The organism is Streptomyces sp. SM18 (genome assembly GCF_002910775.2).
GTDB lineage: Bacteria > Actinomycetota > Actinomycetes > Streptomycetales > Streptomycetaceae > Streptomyces > Streptomyces halstedii.
Genome location: NZ_CP029342.1, coordinates 5,566,009 through 5,585,669 on the forward strand (window position 1 = coordinate 5,566,009; position 19,661 = coordinate 5,585,669).

Here is a 19,661-nt window from a genome sequence, read left to right on the forward strand (position 1 = left end):
CCCCGCACGAGGGGGCGGCCCACCGGCCTTCGTACGTCCGGAGACCGCTCCGGCCCTCGCACGGGGTGCCCGGCCCGCCCCGCGGCCGTCAGCGGCGCGTATCGGCGGCGTACGGGGCCCGTCAAGGGTGGGCCGCCGGCCGTAGGGAAGCCGTCAACGCGGGCCGGGAGGGGCCGGGACGGGGGTTTGCTCAGGAGGTCCCCGAAACCGACCTCTCCAAGGAGCTCACGATGGCCGACGCGGCCTTCGTCGTCACCACGCTCGCGGTGTTCGCGCTGGTGGCCCTCATCGCCCGGGGGGTGGCCAAGCTGTGACCGCCGAGAACATCGCCGGACTCGTCGTGGCCGTCGCCCTGCTCGGCTACCTCGTCCTCGCCCTCCTCCACCCGGAGAGGTTCTGAGCGCGCCATGAGCCCCGTCCTCGCCGGTGTCCTCCAGGTGCTCGCGCTCGTCGCGGCCCTGGCACTGGCCTACCGTCCGCTCGGCGACCACATGGCCCGGGTCTACTCCTCGACGAGGCATCTGCGGGTCGAGAAGTGGATCTACCGGGCCATCGGCGCCGACCCCGCCGCCGAGATGCGCTGGCCCGCCTATCTGCGCGGGGTCCTCGCCTTCTCCGCGGTGGGTGTCCTCTTCCTGTACGCCCTTCAGCGGTTCCAGGGCGCCCTGCCCGGTTCCCTCGGCTTCGCCTCGATCGACCCCGACCAGGCGTTCAACACGGCGGCGTCCTTCGTCGCCAACACCAACTGGCAGTCGTACTACGGCGAGCAGGCCATGGGCCACGTCGTACAGACCGGCGGCCTCGCGGTGCAGAACTTCGTCTCCGCCGCGGTCGGCATGGCCGTCGCGGTGGCCCTCGTACGGGGCTTCGCCCGGTCCCGAACCGGGGAGCTCGGCAACTTCTGGGCCGACCTGGTGCGCGGCACCGTGCGGATTCTGCTGCCGCTCTCCGTGGTGGGCGCCCTCGTCCTGGTCGCCACCGGCGTGATCCAGAACTTCTCCGGCATCCACGAGGTCGGACAGTTCGACGGCGGCGCCCGGCAGTGGAACGGCGGCGCGGTCGCCTCCCAGGAGGTCATCAAGGTGCTGGGCACGAACGGAGGCGGATACTTCAACGCCAACTCGGCCCATCCCTTCGAGAACCCGAACGGGCTGTCCAACCTCTTCGAGGTCTTCCTGATCCTCGTCATCCCCTTCGCGCTGACCCGGACGTTCGGCAGGATGGCCGGCTCCCTGAAGCAGGGCTACGCGATCCTGGCGGCGATGGCCTCCCTCTGGCTCGGCTTCACCGCGCTGATGATGTGGACCGAGTTCGCCCACCACGGTCCCGCGTTCGAGCTCGCGGGCGGGGCGATGGAGGGCAAGGAGACCCGGTTCGGCATCGCCGGATCCTCGGTCTTCGCGGTCGCCACCACCCTGACGTCCACCGGCGCCGTGAACTCCTTCCACTCCTCCTACACGGGCTTCGGCGGCGGCATCACGATGCTGGGCATGCAGCTCGGCGAGATCGCGCCCGGCGGCGTCGGGTCCGGCCTCTACGGCATGCTGGTCATGGCGGTCCTCGCGGTGTTCGTCGCGGGGCTGATGGTGGGCCGTACGCCCGAGTACCTCGGCAAGAAGATCGGTACCCGGGAGATCAAGCTGGCGGCCTGCTACATCCTGATCACGCCCGCCCTGGTGCTCTGCTTCACCGCCGCGGCGACGGCCCTGCCCACCCCGGCCGACTCGACGGCGAACCCCGGGGCGCACGGCTTCTCCGAGATCCTCTACGCCTACACCTCCGGGGCCAACAACAACGGCTCCGCCTTCGCCGGGCTGAACGCGGACACCCAGTGGTTCAACACCACGATCGGCATCGCCATGCTGCTCGGCCGCTTCCTGCCGATGGTGTTCGTGCTGGCCCTGGCCGGCTCGCTGGCCCGGCAGAGTCCGGTTCCCGCGACCGCCGGGACCCTCGGTACGCACCGGCCGCTCTTCAGCGGACTGCTGGTCGGCACCGTCCTGGTCGTCACCGGCCTGACCTACTTCCCGGCGCTCGCGCTGGGACCGCTGGCGGAAGGGCTGGCGTCATGACCGCCCTCCCGGAACCCCCGGAGCGGACCGCTCTCGCGGAACGCCCGGAGCAGACCGCTCTCGCACAACCCCCGACGCAGGAGGACCCGATGTCCGCCGTCACCCACGCACCCGCTCCGCACCAGGACACGTCCGGCCAGGGCCCGGGGCGCGGCGGCCCCTCCGAAGGTCCGTTCGACCCCACGCGGCTGCTCAGGTCCCTCCCGGACGCGATACGCAAGCTCGACCCCCGGGTCATGGTCAAGTCCCCGGTGATGTTCGTCGTCCTCGTCGGGTCCGTGTTCACCACGGTCCTGGCGGCCCTGGACCCGACCGACCTGTTCGGCTGGGCGATCACCGGCTGGCTGTGGCTGACCACCCTCTTCGCCAACCTCGCCGAGGCCGTGGCGGAGGGGCGCGGCAAGGCGCAGGCGGACACCCTGCGCAAGGCGCGGACCGGCACCGTGGCACGCCGGGTCGTCGGCCCGAACGAGGAGCGCGTCCCCGGCACCGCGCTGCGCGTCGGTGACCTGGTGGTCTGCGAGGCCGGCGACCTGGTGCCCGGGGACGGCGACGTCGTCGAGGGCGTGGCGAGCGTCGACGAATCGGCGATCACGGGGGAGTCCGCCCCGGTGATCCGGGAGTCGGGCGGCGACCGCAGCGCCGTCACCGGGGGTACGAGGGTGCTCTCCGACCGGATCGTCGTCAGGATCACCGCCAAACCGGGCGAGACGTTCGTCGACCGGATGATCGGCCTGGTGGAGGGGGCCGCCCGGCAGAAGACGCCCAACGAGATCGCGCTCAACATCCTCCTGGCGTCCCTCACCGCCGTCTTCCTGCTCGCGGTCGTCACCCTCCAGCCCTTCGCGGCGTACGCGGGCCGGGCGCAGTTGATGACCGTGCTGACCGCGCTGCTGGTCTGCCTCATCCCCACCACCATCGGCGCCCTGCTCTCCGCGATCGGCATCGCCGGGATGGACCGGCTGGTGCGGCGCAACGTGCTCGCCCTGTCCGGCCGGGCCGTCGAGGCGGCGGGCGACGTCTCCACCCTGCTGCTCGACAAGACCGGCACCATCACCCTGGGCAGCAGACAGGCCGCCGAGTTCCTGCCCGTCGAGGGCGTCACCGAGGCGGAGCTCGCCGAGGCCGCCGAGCTGTCGTCGCTGGTCGACGAGACGCCCGAGGGCCGCTCGATCGTGGCGCTGGCCACCGAGGGCCACGGCCCGCGCGAACGCCCCGGGGAGGAGCTGTCCGGCGCCACGTGGGTGGCGTTCACCGCCCGGACCCGGATGTCCGGCGTGGACCTCGCCGGCCGCCGGGTGCGCAAGGGGGCGGCCCGTTCCGTCACCGCCTGGGTCACCGGGCAGGGCGGTGTCGTACCGCCGGACACCCAGGTGCTCACCGACCTGGTCGCCACCTCCGGCGGCACCCCGCTGCTGGTGGCCGTCCAGGACGACCGGGGCGCCCGGGTGCTCGGGGTGGTCCACCTCAAGGACGTCGTCAAGCCCGGCATGCGGGAACGGTTCGCCGAACTGCGGCGCATGGGCATCCGTACGGTCATGATCACCGGGGACAACCCGCTGACGGCGAAGGCGATCGCCCAGGAGGCGGGGGTCGACGACTACCTGGCCGAGGCCACCCCCGAGGACAAGATGGCCCTCATCAAGCGGGAACAGGCCGGCGGCAGGCTCGTCGCGATGACCGGGGACGGCACCAACGACGCCCCCGCCCTCGCCCAGGCGGACGTCGGCGTGGCCATGAACACCGGCACCTCGGCCGCCAAGGAGGCCGGGAACATGGTGGACCTGGACTCCGACCCCACCAAGCTCATCGAGATCGTCGCCATCGGCAAGCAACTGCTGATCACCCGGGGCGCCCTGACCACCTTCTCCCTCGCCAACGACGTCGCGAAGTACTTCGCGATCATCCCCGCGATGTTCACCGCCGTGTATCCGGGCCTGGACAAGCTCAACATCATGGACCTGTCCTCGCCCCGGACCGCGATCCTCTCGGCGGTGGTCTTCAACGCGCTGATCATCGTCGCCCTGGTACCGCTCGCGCTGAAGGGCGTCCGCTACCGGCCGGCCGGGGCCGACCGGATGCTGCGGCGCAACCTCGCGGTCTACGGGCTCGGCGGACTCGTCGCCCCGTTCATCGGCATCAAGATCATCGACCTGGCCCTCTCCCTCGTCCCCGGACTGCGCTGAAACCGGAGCGTGCAGACACCCATGAACACTTCCGCGGGCACCACCGCCCGGCTTCTCGGAGCGGGCCTCCGCGCCCTGCTCGTCCTGACCGCCCTGTGCGGGGTGCTCTACCCGCTCGCCGTCACCGGGGCCGCCCAGGCATTCCTCCCCGGCAGGGCCAACGGCTCCGAGGTCACCTCCGACGGCGAGGTCGTCGGTTCGCGCCTCGTCGGACAGCGCTACGACCTGCCGACGGCCGACGGCCAGGAAACGCCCGAGCCGGACCTCAGATGGTTCCAGCCGCGCCCCTCGAACGGTCTGGGGAGCAACGGCGTCAACACCCGGTACTCGCTGCTCCTCTCCGGCGCCACCAACCTCTCCGGCGACAACGGGGAACTCATCGACCAGGTCACCGAAGCCAAGGCAGCCGTCGTGCGGGACAACTCGGTGCCCGGCCACCCCGTCGACCCCGCCGACGTACCGGCCGACGCCGTCACCTCCTCCGCGTCCGGCCTCGACCCCCACATCTCACCGCAGTACGCCCAACTCCAGGTCCGCCGCGTCGCCGCACACGACGACCTGCCGGTGGAGCGGGTCGCCCGACTGGTCCGGGAGCACACCGAGGGCCGGATCCTCGGCTTCGTGGGGGAGCCCCGGGTCAACGTCCTCGCGCTCAACACGGCCCTGAGGGAACTTCTGGAGCCGGCCGCGACGCCCTGACCCGGGGGGTGCGCGGGCCCGCCGGGACCGGCGGGCCCGCGCACCCGCTCTCCGCCCCGGGGACCATTGCCCCGCCGGACACCTCATGCCCATACTGGCCGCGGTGGAGGAGCGGTACGCGCGCCGGCGCACAGAGCGGTACACGGCAGCGCACGCACAGAGCGCGGCGCGTGGCAGCGCGGCACGGGGGAGAGCGATGACACAGCACACCACGGGACAGAGCGGCACGGCACTGGCCGACGGCCCCGGCGACGGACCCATGATCCGCGTCGAGGACCTGCACCGCTCCTACGGCACCGGGACGGCCGCCGTGCACGCCCTGCGGGGGGTCTCCTTCGAGATCCCGCGCGGCGAACTCGTCGCGCTCAAGGGCCGCTCCGGGTCCGGCAAGACGACCCTGCTCAACCTGGTCGGCGGCCTCGACACCCCCGACAGCGGACGGATCACCGTCGCCGGCACCGAACTCTCCGGCCTCGGCGAGGACGGCCTGCTCGCCCTGCGCCGGGACCGCGTCGGCTTCATCTTCCAGTCGTTCGGCCTGATCCCGATCCTGACCGCGGCGGAGAACATCGGCGTACCCATGCGGCTGCGCAAGGCCGACCCCCGCGAACGCGAGGAACGCGTGGCGCTCCTCCTCTCCCTGGTCGGCCTCGGCGACCACGCCCGGCAGCGCCCCTCCGAGCTGTCCGGCGGCCAGCAGCAGCGCGTCGCCATCGCCCGCGCGCTCGCCAACCGGCCCGCCCTCCTGATCGCCGACGAACCCACCGGGCAGCTCGACGCGGAGACGGGCCTGGCCGTCATGGAACTGCTGCGGGCCGTCGTACGCGGCGAGGGCGTCACCGCGCTCGTCGCCACCCACGACCCCCAGCTCCTCGGATTCGCCGACCGGGTCCTGGAACTCAGCGACGGGCACATCGTCGAACACGCCTGAGCGGGACCGACGCGTCAGAATCCCGTCAATACGGACCCCACGGACACCGTCCCGGGCGCTGTGCCGCGACGCGCCGAGGTAGCTTCGAGCAGGGCCTCCGCACCGGCGGTGGCCTCCCGGAAGAAGACAATGGGGCCATGGGACGCGGCAAGCTTCGGATCTACCTGGGTGCGGCACCCGGCGTCGGCAAGACGTACGCGATGCTGTCCGAGGCCCACCGCCGGGTGGAGCGGGGCACGGACTGCGTCGTCGCGTTCGTCGAGCACCACGACCGCCCCCGCACCGAGACGCTGCTGCACGGCCTGGAGCAGATCGGCCGGCGTGAGATCGAACACCGCTCCGCCGTCTTCTCCGAGATGGACGTCGACGCCGTCCTGGAGCGCGCCCCCGCGGTCGCCCTCGTCGACGAACTCGCCCACACCAACGTGCCCGGCTCCCGCAACGCCAAGCGCTGGCAGGACGTCGAGGAGCTCCTGAGGGCCGGCATCGACGTCATCTCCACCGTCAACATCCAGCACCTGGAGTCCCTCGGCGACGTCGTCGAGTCCATAACCGGCGTACGGCAGCAGGAGACGGTCCCCGACGAGGTCGCCCGCCACGCCGACCAGATCGAGCTGGTCGACATGTCGCCCCAGGCCCTGCGCCGTCGCATGGCCCACGGGAACGTCTACCAGTCCGACAAGGTCGACGCGGCCCTGTCCAACTACTTCCGCCCCGGCAACCTCACCGCCCTGCGCGAGCTGGCCCTCCTCTGGGTCGCCGACCGGGTGGACGAGTACCTCCAGCAGTACCGCGGCGAACACGGCATCAGCGCCCCCTGGCAGGCCCGCGAACGCATCGTCGTCGGACTGACCGGCGGACCCGAGGGCCGCACCCTGATCCGCCGCGCGTCCCGGATGGCCGCCAAGGGCTCCGGCAGCGAGATCATGGCCGTCTACATCGCCCGCAGCGACGGACTGACCTCCGCCTCGCCCAAGGAGCTGGCCGGACAGCGCACCCTCGTCGAGGACCTCGGCGGCACCTTCCACCACGTCATCGGCGACGACATCCCCTCCGCGCTCCTCGCCTTCGCCCGCGGGGTCAACGCCACCCAGATCGTCCTCGGCTCCAGCCGCCGCAAGGCCTGGCAGTACATCTACGGGCCTGGCGTCGGCGCCACCGTCGCCCGCGAGTCCGGCCCCGAGCTGGACGTCCACATCGTCACCCACGAAGCGGTCGCCAAGGGGCGCGGACTGCCCATCGCCCGCGGCGCCCGGCTCGGCCGCACCCGGATCCTGTGGGGCTGGGCGGTCGGCGTCGGCTGCCCGGCCCTGCTGGCCCTGCTGCTGCGCGGCATGGAGAACGGACCGGGACTCGCCAACGACGTCCTGCTCTTCCTCTTCATGACCGTCGCCGCCGCCCTGCTCGGCGGACTGGCACCCGCCCTGGCCTCCGCCGCGGTCGGCTCGCTGCTCCTGAACTACTGGTTCACCCCGCCCACCCACACCCTGACCGTGCAGGACCCGGAGAACTTCGTCGCCATCGTGATCTTCTTCGCGGTGGCCGTCGCGGTCGCCTCCGTGGTGGACCTGGCGGCCCGCCGCACCCACCAGGCGGCCCGGCTGCGCGCCGAGTCGGAGATCCTCTCCGCCCTGGCCGGCAGCGTGCTGCGGGGCGAGACGGCCCTGGGCGCCCTCCTGGAGCGGGTACGCGAGACCTTCGGCATGGAGTCCGTCGCCCTGCTGGAGAGGCGGAGCGAGGTCGATCCCTGGACCCGCGCCGGATCCGTCGGCCCCGCACCGGTCGCCCGGCCCGACGACGCCGACGTGGACATGCCGGTCGGTGACCACATGGCCCTGGCGCTCTCCGGCCGGGTCCTGCCCGCCGAGGACCGCCGGGTGCTCGGCGCGTTCGCCGCCCAGGCCGCCGTCGTCCTGGACCGCCAGCGCCTCGTGGACGAGGCCGAGACCGCCCGGCGCCTCGCCGAGGGCAACCGGATCAGGACCGCGCTGCTCGCCGCCGTCAGCCACGACCTGCGCACGCCCCTCGCCGCCATCAAGGCCGCCGTCAGCTCCCTGCGCTCCGACGACGTCGCCTGGTCCGAGGAGGACGAGGCGGAGTTCCTGGCCGCCATCGAGGACGGCGCCGACCGGCTGGACCACCTGGTCGGCAACCTGCTCGACATGTCCCGGCTCCAGACCGGCACCGTCACCCCGCTGATCAGGGAGATAGACCTCGACGAGGTGGTACCGGTCGCCCTCGGCGGCGTACCGGAGGGCAGTGTGGACCTGGACATCCCGGAGACGCTGCCGATGGTCGCCGTCGACCCGGGGCTGCTCGAGCGGGCCGTCGCCAACATCGTCGAGAACGCCGTCAAGTACAGCCCCGGCGGGGAACGCGTCACCGCCGCCGCCAGCGCCCTGGGCGAACGGGTCGAGCTGCGGGTCGCCGACCGGGGCCGGGGCGTGCCCGACGAGGCCAAGGACCGCATCTTCGAGCCCTTCCAGCGGTACGGCGACGCCCCGCGCGGCGCGGGCGTGGGCCTCGGTCTCGCCGTGGCCAGGGGCTTCGTGGAGTCCATGGGCGGCACCCTGGGCGCCGAGGACACCCCGGGCGGCGGGCTCACCATGGTCCTCACCCTCAAGGCCGTGCCCGGCCGAGCACGCGACTGCCCCGGCACCCCGGAGCGGGCGGTCCCGTGAGCCGCACGCGGACCTGGGGTCCGCCCCCACCCCGTACACACTTCTCCGGAAAGGCAGGACCGCGATGACCCGGGTGCTTGTGGTCGACGACGAGCCGCAGATCGTACGCGCCCTCGTGATCAACCTGAAGGCGCGCCGCTACGAGGTGGACGCGGCGCCCGACGGGGCGACCGCCCTGCAACTCGCCGCCGCGCGCCACCCCGACGTCGTCGTCCTCGACCTGGGGCTGCCGGACATGGACGGCGTCGAGGTGATCAGGGGACTGCGCGGCTGGACCCGCGTCCCGATCCTCGTCCTGTCCGCCCGGCACACCTCGGACGAGAAGGTGGAGGCCCTGGACGCGGGGGCCGACGACTACGTCACCAAGCCGTTCGGCATGGACGAGCTGCTGGCCAGGCTGCGCGCCGCCGTACGCCGGGCCGAACCCGTCGGCCAGGACGGCGCCGACGACCTGGTGATCGTGGAGACCGGCGGGTTCACCGTGGACCTGGCGGCGAAGAAGGTGAACCGGCAGGGCCGCGACGTACGGCTCACCCCCACGGAGTGGCACCTGCTGGAGGTCCTGGTCCGCAACGGCGGCCGGCTCGTCAGCCAGAAGCAGCTGCTCCAGGAGGTCTGGGGGCCCTCGTACGGCACCGAGACCAACTATCTGCGGGTCTACATGGCGCAGCTCCGCCGCAAGCTGGAGGCCGACCCCTCGCACCCCCGCCACTTCGTGACGGAGCCGGGCATGGGGTACCGCTTCGAGCGGGGCTGACGGGTGGGGCTTCCTGGGGCCTTCCGGGCGGTTCCCGGGGCGGCTTCCCGCGGCGGCCCGACGGCCTTCCGGGGACCCGGCGGGTCCTCCGTACGGGTGACCTGCCTCGGGCCGCCCGGCGCCCTGGACGACCGGTACCCTTCGGGTATGAGCGCTGTATCCCGACCCGAGAAGTCAGGCAGGGCGGAAAGGCCGTCCGGCCGCTTCCGCCGCATGCTCGACCGGCTCTCCAGCTCCCAGGAGGACCTGGAGTCCGAGGAGCTGCGGGAGGACGCGCAGGCGTCGGGCTGCACGCGCATCTCGGAATGCAACGACCGCCAGATCGTCAAGGTGACTGGTACCTTGCGGACGGTCACCCTGCGTCCGCGGGCCGGAGTGCCCGCCCTGGAGGCGGAGCTCTTCGACGGCACCGCGCCGCTCGACGTGGTCTGGCTGGGACGGCGTTCCATCGTCGGCATCGAGCCGGGCCGCAAGCTCATCGTCTCGGGCCGCATCGCCATGAGTCACGGGCGCCGGGTGCTGTTCAATCCCACATACGAACTCCGACCGTTCGGCAAGGAGTAGCCGGTGACGTCTCTCGACAAGCCGACGTCCGACACGGACCAGCCCCACCGCACGCCCCAGCAGGACGCCGAGGCGAAGGCGGTCACCGAGGCCGCGCTCTTCGAGGCCTTCGGCGGCGTGCGCGGCATGGTGGAGACAGTCCTCCCCGGGCTGCTCTTCGTCACGATCTTCACGATCAACAAGAACCTGCACTTCTCGGCGATCGCCGCGCTGGCGGTGTCGCTGCTGCTCGTCGTCGTGCGCCTGGTCCGCAGGGACACCGTCAAGCACGCCTTCAGCGGCGTCTTCGGTGTGGCCTTCGGCGTGGTCTTCGCGATGATGACGGGCAACGCCAAGGACTTCTACCTCCCGGGCATGGTCTACACGCTCGGGCTGGCGCTCGCCTACCTCGTCACCACCCTCGCCGGGGTGCCGCTGATCGGCCTCATCCTCGGCCCGGTCTTCAAGGAGAACCTCTCCTGGCGTACGAGGAACCCCGGCCGCAAGAAGGCGTACGCCAAGGCCAGCTACGCCTGGGGGCTCATCCTCCTCGCCAAGTGCGCGATCCTCTTCCCGCTGTACTGGTGGGCCGACACCACCCAGCTCGGCTGGGTGCTGGTCGCGCTCAAGATCCCGCCGTTCCTGCTCGCGGTGTATCTGACCTGGGTCTTCCTCGCCAAGGCGCCTCCGCCCATCGATGTCTTCGCCGAGATGGAGGCGGAGGAAGAGGCCGAGAAGGCCCGCAAGGCCGCCGCGGCGCGAGGCGGCGACCGGGCACCGGAGGAGGCCCGCGGCTACGAGGGCTGAGGACCGCGGCTACGAGGGTTGAGGACCGCGCCCCGTACGCGCGAAAAGAAAGGGGACCCGGACCGTGATCACTCACGGTCCGGGTCCCCTTTTCACGTTCCGGCGGGGGTTGTCTTGAACGCCGCGCCGGCGAGAGCCACCCGTACGGCAGCCCACGCCGGCGAGGGGACGTTCAGGTGCCGGACGACTCCTGGCGGACCGACAGCAGGTCCTCCAGCTGTTCCTCGCGCGCCTGGGCGGCCACGAACAGCAGCTCGTCACCGGGCTCCAGCGTCTCCTCCGCGCTCGGCGTCAGGACGCGCGGACCCCGGATGATCGTGACCAGGGAGGTGTCCTCCGGCCAGGCCACGTCACCGACCCGGGTGCCGGCCAGCGCCGACTCCGGGGGCAGGGTGAGTTCCACCAGGTTGGCGTCGCCGTGGCTGAAGCGCAGCAGCCGGACCAGATCGCCGACGCTCACCGCCTCCTCGACCAGCGCGGACATCAGACGCGGCGTGGAGACCGCGACGTCCACCCCCCAGGACTCGTTGAACAGCCACTCGTTCTTGGGGTTGTTGACCCGGGCCACGACCCGTGGGACGCCGTACTCGGTCTTGGCGAGCAGCGAGACGACCAGGTTGACCTTGTCGTCACCGGTCGCCGCGATCACGACGTTGCACCGCTGGAGCGCCGCCTCGTCGAGCGAGGTGATCTCACACGCGTCCGCGAGCAGCCACTCGGCCATCGGCACCCGCTCCACCGAGATGGCGGTGGGCGCCTTGTCGATCAGCAGCACCTCGTGCCCGTTCTCCAGGAGCTCGGCCGCGATGGAACGCCCCACCGCACCCGCCCCGGCAATCGACACGCGCATCAGTGACCGCCCTCCTCGGGACCCTCGGCGAAGGCCTCCTCGACCTGCGCGATCTCGTCCGTACGCATCATCACGTGGACCAGATCACCGTCCTGGAGCACCGTCTGCGACGTCGGCAGTATGGCCTCGCCCAGGCGGGTGAGGAAGGCGACACGGACGCCCGTCTCCTCCTGCAAGGTGCTGATCTTGTGGCCGATCCAGGACGGCGTGGTGTGCACCTCGGCGAGCTGCACACCACCGCTCGGGTCCCGCCACAGCGGCTCGGCACCCGACGGCAGCAGCCGCCGCAGCATCTGGTCGGCCGTCCAGCGGACGGTGGCCACGGTGGGGATACCGAGACGCTGGTAGACCTCGGCGCGGCGGGGGTCGTAGATGCGCGCGGCGACGTTCTCGATGCCGAACGTCTCGCGGGCCACCCGGGCCGCGATGATGTTGGAGTTGTCGCCGCTGCTCACCGCGGCGAAGGCTCCGGCCTCCTCGATCCCGGCCTCACGCAGGGTGTCCTGGTCGAAGCCGACACCGCTGACCCGCCGGCCGCCGAACCCGGAACCGAGGCGGCGGAAGGCCGTGGGGTCCTGGTCGATCACGGCGACCGTGTGCCCCTGCTCCTCCAGAGTCTGTGCGAGAGCGGCTCCGACGCGCCCGCAGCCCATGATGACGATGTGCACCTCGCGCCTACCTCGCAGTCCTGGTCGTCGGGATGACCTGCGAAAACACCCTGCTCACACTTCTCTCTCAGCTTGCGGGGAAGAACAGTGGGCCGACCGTCTTCGGGGTCGCCGGGGATGAGCTTATGCGGCCGCGCGTCCGCCGACTCATCCGCGTGTGCGTACGACGTGTCCTCGCAGGTGCGGGCGGGGAGCGGAGGGGAAGCGGACGCGACGGATCCGGTGACGGACCTGGCGGCAGACCCGTCGGCAGACGTGGCTCGTACCGGGGCTCGACCAGGCCGGATCCGGGCTCGTCCGACCGCCTCCACCGCAAAAATTCCGTTAAGGATTTCATGGACTTTTGCGGTGACGACGGGTAATTATGAAGGTTTTCCTGGCTTTGGGAGGGTGGTGGCCCGTCTGCCCCTCCCCGCACCGCTTACGATCCTCAGCGTGTCCAAATTGACCGACGTTCCGAAACGGATCCTGATCGGCCGGGCGCTGCGCAGCGACAGGCTGGGGGAGACGCTCCTCCCGAAGCGCATCGCGCTCCCCGTGTTCGCATCCGACCCGCTGTCCTCGGTGGCGTACGCACCCGGAGAAGTCCTCCTCGTGCTGTCCATCGCGGGCGTTTCGGCGTACCGCTTCAGCCCGTGGATCGCGGTGGCCGTCGTGGTGCTCATGTTCACGGTCGTCGCCTCGTACCGGCAGAACGTCCGCGAGTACCCGAGCGGCGGCGGCGACTACGAGGTGGCCAACACCAACCTCGGCCCCAAGGCCGGCCTGACCGTCGCCAGCGCCCTCCTCGTCGACTACGTCCTCACCGTCGCGGTGTCGATCTCCTCCGGCGTCGAGAACCTCGGCTCCGCCATCCCCTTCGTCGTCGAACACAAGACGCTCTGCGCCGTCGGCGCCATCGTGCTGCTCACCCTGATGAACCTGCGCGGGGTCAAGGAGTCCGGGAAGCTCTTCGCCATCCCGACGTACCTGTTCGTGGCGGGCGTCTTCATCATGATCATCTGGGGGGCGTTCCGGGGACTGGTCCTCGGGGACACCATGCACGCGCCGACCTCGGACTACGAGATCAGGCCCGAGCACCAGGGGCTCGCCGGTTTCGCCCTCGTCTTCCTGCTGCTGCGGGCGTTCTCCTCCGGCTGTGCGGCGCTCACCGGCGTCGAGGCGATCAGCAACGGCGTGCCCGCCTTCCGCAAGCCGAAGAGCAAGAACGCCGCCACCACGCTCGCCGCGATGGGACTGCTGGCCGTCACCATGTTCTGCGGCATCATCGCCCTCGCCATGGCCACCGACGTGAAGATGGCCCAGAACCCGGCGACGGACCTGATCCACAACGGTTCCCCGGTCGGCGGGACCTTCGTCCAGGACCCGGTGATCTCCCAGGTCGCCGCGGCGGTCTTCGGCGACGGCTCGTTCTTCTTCGTCCTGCTGGCCGCGGCGACCGCGCTGGTGCTCTTCCTCGCCGCCAACACCGCCTACAACGGCTTCCCGCTGCTCGGCTCCATCCTGGCCCAGGACCGCTACCTGCCGCGCCAGTTGCACACCCGCGGCGACCGGCTGGCCTTCTCCAACGGCATCGTGCTGCTCGCCGGCGCCGCGATCCTGCTCGTATGGGTCTACGGGGCGGACTCGACGCGGCTCATCCAGCTGTACATCGTCGGCGTCTTCGTCTCCTTCACCCTCAGCCAGACCGGCATGGTGCGGCACTGGAACCGCCACCTGCGCACCGAGCGTGACCCGGCGCGGCGCCGCCACATGATGCGCTCGCGGGCGATCAACACGTTCGGCGCCTTCTTCACCGGGCTGGTCCTGGTCGTCGTCCTGGCCACCAAGTTCAGCCACGGTGCCTGGGTCGCGCTGCTCGGCATGGTCATCTTCTTCGGCACGATGACCGCGATCCGCAAGCACTACGACCGTGTCGCCGAGGAGATCGCGGCCCCCGACACCCCGGCCGACGACAGCATCCGCCCCTCGCGGGTCCACTCGATCGTCCTGGTCTCCAAGCTCCACCGGCCCACGCTGCGCGCCCTGGCCTACGCCAAGCTGGTGCGCTCCGACCAACTGGAGGCGCTCTCCATCAGCGTCGACGCGGCCGACACGAAGGCACTCCGCGAGGACTGGGAGCGGCGGGGCATCGACATCCCGCTGAAGATCCTCGACTCGCCCTACCGCGAGGTGACCCGGCCGGTCATCGACTACGTGAAGGCGCTGCGCAAGGACCGCCCGCGCGACGTGGTCAGCGTCTACATCCCCGAGTACGTCGTCGGGCACTGGTACGAACACCTGCTGCACAACCAGAGCGCCCTGCGCCTGAAGGGCAGGCTGCTCTTCACCCCGGGGGTGATGGTCACCTCGGTGCCGTACCAGCTGGAGTCCTCGGAGGCGGCGAAGCTGCGGGCCAGGAGGCGCGCGAACTGGACGGCGCCGGGGTCGGTGCGGCGCGGCCCGGTGGAACGGCGGCAGAAGGAGCCGCGCTGAGCGCGGGACGGTGATGAGAGGGAGCCGGAGAGGCAGCCGGGTCAGGGCGTGTTCCGTGCTCCATGAACAGATGCCGCCGGGCCCCGGGCGGGGCTGACGCGGGGGCCCTCACCGTGGTAAAAGGCCGGCTGCCGCCCACGTAGACTGGTGGGCTGTTGTCCGGCCGTACCCGCTTTTCCCGATCACTGGAGCCACCCCCTCATGCAGAACGAATCCACCCCGTCGCCGGCCGGGGAGTCGCTGGTCGGCCGGGAGTACGAGGTCGAGGTCGGCCCCGTCGCCCACGGCGGCCACTGCATCGCGCGTACGGCGGAGGGCCAGGTCCTCTTCGTACGCCACACCCTGCCCGGCGAGAAGGTCGTCGCCCGGGTCACCGAGGGGGAGAGCGACTCGCGCTTCCTGCGCGCCGACGCCGTCACGGTCCTCGACGCGTCCAAGGACCGGGTCGAGGCCCCGTGCCCGTACGCCGGCCCCGGCAAGTGCGGCGGCTGCGACTGGCAGCACGCCAAGCCGGGTGCCCAGCGCCGCCTCAAGGGCGAGGTGATCACCGAGCAGCTCCAGCGCCTCGCGGGCCTCAGCCCGGAGGAGGCCGGCTGGGACGGCACGGTCATGCCGGCCGAGGGCGACAAGCTCCCGCCGGGCGAGGTCCCGGCCTGGCGCACCCGCGTCCAGTACGCGATCGACGCGGACGGCCGGGTCGGCCTGCGCAAGCACCGCTCGCACGACATCGAGATCATCGACGAGTGCCTGATCGCCGCCCCCGGCGTCTCCGAGCTGGGCGTCGAGAAGCAGGACTGGCCGCAGATGGCCACGGTGGAGGCCATCTCCGCCACCGGTTCCCACGACCGCCAGGTCATCCTCACCCCGCGCGAGGGCGGCCGCCTCCCGCTGGTCGAGCTGGACAAGCCGGTCTCCGTACTCCGCGTCGACGAGAAGGACGGCGGCGTCCACCGCGTCCACGGCCGCGCCTTCGTCCGCGAGCGCGCCGACGACCGTACGTACCGCGTCGGCTCCGGCGGCTTCTGGCAGGTCCACCCGCAGGCGGCCGACACCCTGGTCCGCGCGGTGATGCAGGGCCTGCTGCCGCGCAAGAACGACACGGCGCTCGACCTCTACTGCGGCGTCGGCCTCTTCGCCGGCGCCATCGGCCAGCGGATCGGCGAGAAGGGCGCGGTCCTGGGCATCGAGTCCGGCAAGCGCGCGGTCGAGGACGCCCGGCACAACCTGAAGGACCTCGACCGGGTCCGCATCGAGCACGGCAAGGTCGACCAGGTCCTGCCGCGCACGGGCATCACGGAATGCGACCTGATCGTCCTGGACCCGCCCCGCGCGGGCGCCGGCAAGGCGACGGTGAAGCACCTGTCCTCGCTGGGGGCACGCCGCATCGCGTACGTGGCATGCGACCCGGCGGCACTGGCACGGGACCTCGCGTACTTCCGGGAGGGGGGATACCGGGTGCGGACGCTGCGGGCGTTCGATCTGTTTCCGATGACGCATCATGTGGAGTGCGTTGCGATCCTTGAACCTGTCGCAAAGGGCGCTTGACCTGGGGGTTTGGGTGGTGTGCGTTATGTGCAGTGTGGGCGTTACGGGCGATATCTTGACGCTGAAATGACGCTCTCGGAGGCATCGCGACGCTCATTTGACGCTCGTTCTGATGGACCATCAGGCGCGTTGCCTCGCTGATCAGGGGCCTCCTGACTGCGCGGTCGTGGCAAGGCGCCGGGAATTTCGTGGTGCTGAGCGATCCCACTAAGCCACCTGCGCAGAGTGCCAGTAGGTTCTTCGTCTGCTGGCAGTACGGAGATTATGCTGCGCTGACCAGCAGAAACGTTGTCTGCGCCCCTTGGTTTCCTGAGTCCGGCCCGCGTATGGCCATGATCTTGGTCGCGGTCGTCGGTTCTGCACGAGAAGGGTTCAGGTGGGCCTTGCTGGACCCAGTGGACCACGTCATGAAATTTGTCTACCTGGTGGTGCTGACCTGCATCGATTGGGTTGTTGCCGCCCCTGACCTGCACGGACAAGTCTTTCAGCGTCTTTCGGATTCGTGCTGCGCTATGCGGTCGATTCTCCCCACGCGCTCCCCAGGACCGTCGATACTCCCCAGATTCTCCCCAGGAAGAGCCATTGCGGCGGGGTGTTCTGTCCACGGAGGTTGATGACGGATCCCACGGCTTGGGGATCTTGAACGAGTGAGGGCCTTCCGGGTTCGGTGTGGATTGCGACATCACCACCGAACCACCAGAAGGCCCTCATGCCCCACCGTAATGCACCCCTGACCGAGACCGGACGTCTGCGTCTGGCCCGCTGCGTCGTGGAGGACGGCTGGTCCCTGCGCCGGGCCGCCGAGCGCTTCCAGGTCTCGCCCACGACGGCTCAGCGGTGGGCGGCCCGCTACCGCGCGCTGGGCGAGGCCGGGATGGCCGACCGCTCCTCCCGGCCCCACCACAGCCCGCGCCGGACACCGACCCGGACCGAGCGGCGGATCATCAAGGTCCGCGTCCTGCGCCGCTGGGGACCGGCCCGCATCGCCTACCTCCTGGGGCTGAACTCGGCGACCGTCCACCGCGTCCTGACCCGCTACAAGCTGGCCCGCCTGGCCCACCTGGACCGGGCGACCGGCCGGGTGGTCCGCCGCTATGAGTACGCCGCACCCGGCGACCTCGTCCATGTCGACATCAAGAAACTCGGGAACATCCCCGCCGGCGGCGGCCGCAAGGCCGGCCGCAAGAACCGGGCCAAGGCAGGCATGAGCTTCCTGCACAAACGCCGTCGACGACCACTCCCGCCTGGCCTACAGCGAGATCCTCGCCGACGAGAAGAAGGAAACAGCCGTCGGATTCTGGCAACGGGCGCATGCCTTCTTCGCCGCCGCCGGCATCACCGTCCAGCGGGTCCTGACCGACAACGGCTCCTGCTACAAGTCGCATCTATGGCACAACTCCCTTACCGTCCAAGGGATTTTACATAAACGCACCCGCCCCTACCGGCCGCAGACGAACGGGAAGGTCGAGAGGTTCAACCGCACCCTCCTCGACGAATGGGCCTACGCGAAGACCTACCGAACCGAGACCGAACGACGCGAGGCATACCCCATCTGGCTCCACACCTACAATCACCACTGCGGACACACCGCGCTCAAGGGCCAACCACCCGCCAGCCGCGTCCCCAACCTCACGGGTCAATACACCTAGGTTGCATAGGCACTCACGCCACCGAAATTGCCGCCAAGGCACATTGAGTGACGGCTGGGGAGGGCAGGGTAGAAGTTCGGTGCTTGAGCGGATGAGCGCAAGGCGTGTGATCCACATCAGTGCCCGGCAGCTCTCACCGTCGGCCGTCGCTGTAGCGGGCCACACAGGCGCCGCCGTCACGGCGGATGATGCGACACCGGATGGCCGGCCAGTTGCGCGGGAGGCGCTGGTGGCGGGTGCTTCCTTCCCACGCCCTAACGCCCTCCTCCGTTGGGGCTCGGCGTCTACGCTGCGAGCATGCTGAAGAAGTGGCTGATGGCCCACGGGTACGGAGCGATAGACGACGTAGCCCGCGCGGCTTTCGACCGTGGGGACGCGGTCTTCTCGTATAAGTTCCATCCGCGGCCGACGCGAAATGACACCGACCTGGCAGAAGCGATTGCCTCCGTGGAACAGATCGGATGGCGGCTGCTGTCGCAGTTCCGGCAAGGCGAAGGGCTTCAGCGTTTCGTCAGCCTGACGTTCCGCCGTGCCGGCGTCTGACGTAGCTCAGCCCCGCTCGCGGATACACGTCGACACCGTGGCGGGGCTGTCGTCGGGGTAGCGGGATTTGAGCCTGCGGCCCTCCGCTCCCAAAGGGGATGCGCTGACCAAGCTGCGCCGTACCCCGTGAACTGCCTAATTTTGCAGTCCGGTTGGAGGCCGGTAGTCTGTCGGCACCCATCAGAAGAGGAGCCCCTGTGCGTGCACTCAGGCGACGGTAGGGCAGCTGCCCCGCCGTCCACTTGGAAGCTTTGGCATCGATGACGCATGCCCGCTTTCAAGTCCGAGACGACATGACACAACTGGAGGCTCCACCCGTGACGACTACCTCACCCCAGCCCCACATTCGTAAGGGCCTGGAGGTCACCACCGTCTTCTTCGCGTCTACGACTGCCGCACTGAGTGCCGGCATCGTCGCCGCCCTCTGGCACGCACCGGCCCTGGCCATCATCAGTGCCGGCGGCGTCACGTTCGGCGTCGTCTTCGGTAGTGGTATGACGGTCGTGCAGTACCTCAATCGTAGCAATTGACAGCAGTTGGGCGGGGGTGGCATCAGCCTCTCCCGCCCAGTGCGTTGCCCGTGGAATCGAACCGACGCCGCCCGCTACGGCACTCCGGCAGCAGTTGACTGCATGCACGAAACCCCCGGCACCGAGCCTCCGTCCCGTGTAACCGTCGCGAGACCGGAGCGCATGCGTCTGCACAGCCCACACAAGGGGAAAAGATCATCCGCTGGCGCTGGGACTTCTCTGGGACTTTCGGCTGCATCAACAGGCAAGAGCGCGAAAGGACCGAAAGGTCATTTCCGCAGGTCAGCACCCCCTAAGCACCAATCACCGTAGGTCACAAAGCTGGCTGGTCTCTTCCGGGACAAGTCTTAATACGCCGAGGTCCGGGTGTGAGGGTGACGGCCAGAACATCTGACTGCCTGTAACCGACTGAGACGACAAGAGGTTCGCCAGGGACACCGTGCTCATCGTGTTCCCGGAGATGAACTTCTCACGGTTCTTGCGCCCGGCCGCTGGACAACGTGCCTGGACCTCGGTGGCGTTGATGACTCTGGTCTGCCCGCTCGCACCGAGATGGTCGATGACCTCGGCGAGTGTACGCAGATCGGACGGCGGGCGCGACGGTGCAGCCCCGCTCGGCGAGCAGGGGCCGCATTTTACCGATCGCACGCGTAATGGTGGAGCGGTCCACGCCGAAACAGCAGGCCAGGACATCGTGCGCCGTTGCATGGCGGAGGTACATGAGC

Annotated in this window: 17 protein-coding genes, 1 tRNA gene and 1 pseudogene; 15 read left to right on the forward strand and 4 right to left on the reverse strand. The window is 70.3% G+C overall.

The window, feature by feature from the left end; all coding sequences use genetic code 11:
- Positions 1-65: 65 nt before the first annotated feature.
- The 10 genes from B9S64_RS34210 to B9S64_RS25185 all read left to right on the forward strand — a co-directional run bounded on the left by B9S64_RS34210 (position 66) and on the right by B9S64_RS25185 (position 10,676).
- A complete protein-coding gene (locus B9S64_RS34210) occupies positions 66-314 on the forward strand; it encodes a hypothetical protein (protein WP_146060150.1) in 249 nt (82 codons plus the stop codon).
- The gene (gene kdpF / locus B9S64_RS25145) at positions 311-400 is read left to right on the forward strand and encodes a K(+)-transporting ATPase subunit F (RefSeq protein ID WP_103492600.1); all 90 of its coding nucleotides are present in this window, start codon (positions 311-313) and stop codon (positions 398-400) included. Before B9S64_RS34210 ends, kdpF begins: the two co-directional genes overlap by 4 nt.
- Positions 401-407: 7 nt before the next feature.
- Entirely contained in the window at positions 408-2,072 is a 1,665-nt protein-coding gene (gene kdpA, locus B9S64_RS25150) for a potassium-transporting ATPase subunit KdpA (protein ID WP_103492599.1), read from the forward strand.
- Positions 2,073-2,161: 89 nt separating this feature from the next.
- Positions 2,162-4,258 carry a potassium-transporting ATPase subunit KdpB gene (gene kdpB, locus B9S64_RS25155; RefSeq protein WP_103492617.1) on the forward strand — a complete coding sequence of 699 codons (2,097 nt, stop codon included), beginning with the start codon at positions 2,162-2,164 and terminating at the stop codon, positions 4,256-4,258.
- Between the two features lie 21 nt (positions 4,259-4,279).
- On the forward strand, positions 4,280-4,957 hold the full coding sequence (locus B9S64_RS25160) for a potassium-transporting ATPase subunit C (RefSeq protein WP_103492598.1): 678 nt from the start codon (positions 4,280-4,282) through the stop codon (positions 4,955-4,957).
- A 196-nt stretch (positions 4,958-5,153) separates the two neighbouring features.
- Positions 5,154-5,888 carry an ABC transporter ATP-binding protein gene (locus tag B9S64_RS25165; protein WP_103492597.1) on the forward strand — a complete coding sequence of 245 codons (735 nt, stop codon included), beginning with the start codon at positions 5,154-5,156 and terminating at the stop codon, positions 5,886-5,888.
- 137 nt (positions 5,889-6,025) lie between these two features.
- Entirely contained in the window at positions 6,026-8,569 is a 2,544-nt protein-coding gene (locus B9S64_RS25170) for a sensor histidine kinase KdpD (RefSeq protein ID WP_103492596.1), read from the forward strand.
- Between the two features lie 64 nt (positions 8,570-8,633).
- Positions 8,634-9,326, forward strand: a complete 693-nt coding sequence (locus B9S64_RS25175) for a response regulator (protein ID WP_028441141.1) — start codon at positions 8,634-8,636, stop codon at positions 9,324-9,326.
- A 213-nt stretch (positions 9,327-9,539) separates the two neighbouring features.
- Positions 9,540-9,890 (forward strand): OB-fold nucleic acid binding domain-containing protein, encoded by a 351-nt coding sequence (locus B9S64_RS25180; protein WP_028441140.1) that lies wholly within the window; start codon positions 9,540-9,542, stop codon positions 9,888-9,890.
- 3 nt (positions 9,891-9,893) lie between these two features.
- Positions 9,894-10,676, forward strand: a complete 783-nt coding sequence (locus tag B9S64_RS25185; protein WP_103492594.1) for a DUF3159 domain-containing protein — start codon at positions 9,894-9,896, stop codon at positions 10,674-10,676.
- 172 nt (positions 10,677-10,848) lie between these two features.
- Here the strand turns inward: B9S64_RS25185 and B9S64_RS25190 are convergent, their stop codons facing one another.
- Positions 10,849-11,526 carry a TrkA family potassium uptake protein gene (locus B9S64_RS25190; protein WP_103492593.1) on the reverse strand — a complete coding sequence of 226 codons (678 nt, stop codon included), beginning with the start codon at positions 11,524-11,526 and terminating at the stop codon, positions 10,849-10,851.
- Positions 11,526-12,194 carry a TrkA family potassium uptake protein gene (locus B9S64_RS25195; protein ID WP_028441137.1) on the reverse strand — a complete coding sequence of 223 codons (669 nt, stop codon included), beginning with the start codon at positions 12,192-12,194 and terminating at the stop codon, positions 11,526-11,528. Before B9S64_RS25195 ends, B9S64_RS25190 begins: the two co-directional genes overlap by 1 nt.
- A 435-nt stretch (positions 12,195-12,629) precedes the next feature.
- On the opposite strand from B9S64_RS25195, the gene B9S64_RS25200 reads away from it, so the two are divergent.
- The 4 genes and pseudogenes from B9S64_RS25200 (at position 12,630) to B9S64_RS25220 (ending at position 18,406) form a co-directional block, all read left to right on the forward strand.
- Positions 12,630-14,669 (forward strand): APC family permease, encoded by a 2,040-nt coding sequence (locus B9S64_RS25200; RefSeq protein ID WP_103492616.1) that lies wholly within the window; start codon positions 12,630-12,632, stop codon positions 14,667-14,669.
- Between the two features lie 201 nt (positions 14,670-14,870).
- The gene (locus B9S64_RS25205) at positions 14,871-16,214 is read left to right on the forward strand and encodes a class I SAM-dependent RNA methyltransferase (protein WP_103492592.1); all 1,344 of its coding nucleotides are present in this window, start codon (positions 14,871-14,873) and stop codon (positions 16,212-16,214) included.
- 709 nt (positions 16,215-16,923) lie between these two features.
- A pseudogene (locus B9S64_RS25210) lies at positions 16,924-17,863 on the forward strand (IS481 family transposase).
- Between the two features lie 297 nt (positions 17,864-18,160).
- Positions 18,161-18,406, forward strand: coding sequence for a hypothetical protein (locus tag B9S64_RS25220; protein ID WP_103492615.1), 246 nt, complete (start codon positions 18,161-18,163; stop codon positions 18,404-18,406).
- Positions 18,407-18,458: 52 nt separating this feature from the next.
- Here the strand turns inward: B9S64_RS25220 and B9S64_RS25225 are convergent.
- Positions 18,459-18,533, reverse strand: a tRNA-Pro gene (locus B9S64_RS25225).
- 190 nt (positions 18,534-18,723) lie between these two features.
- On the opposite strand from B9S64_RS25225, the gene B9S64_RS25230 reads away from it, so the two are divergent.
- The gene (locus B9S64_RS25230; protein ID WP_103492591.1) at positions 18,724-18,936 is read left to right on the forward strand and encodes a hypothetical protein; all 213 of its coding nucleotides are present in this window, start codon (positions 18,724-18,726) and stop codon (positions 18,934-18,936) included.
- 469 nt (positions 18,937-19,405) lie between these two features.
- Here B9S64_RS25230 and B9S64_RS35160 read toward each other — a convergent pair whose 3' ends face one another.
- The gene (locus B9S64_RS35160) at positions 19,406-19,657 is read right to left on the reverse strand and encodes a transposase family protein (protein ID WP_258037970.1); all 252 of its coding nucleotides are present in this window, start codon (positions 19,655-19,657) and stop codon (positions 19,406-19,408) included.
- Between the last annotated feature and the right edge of the window lie 4 nt (positions 19,658-19,661).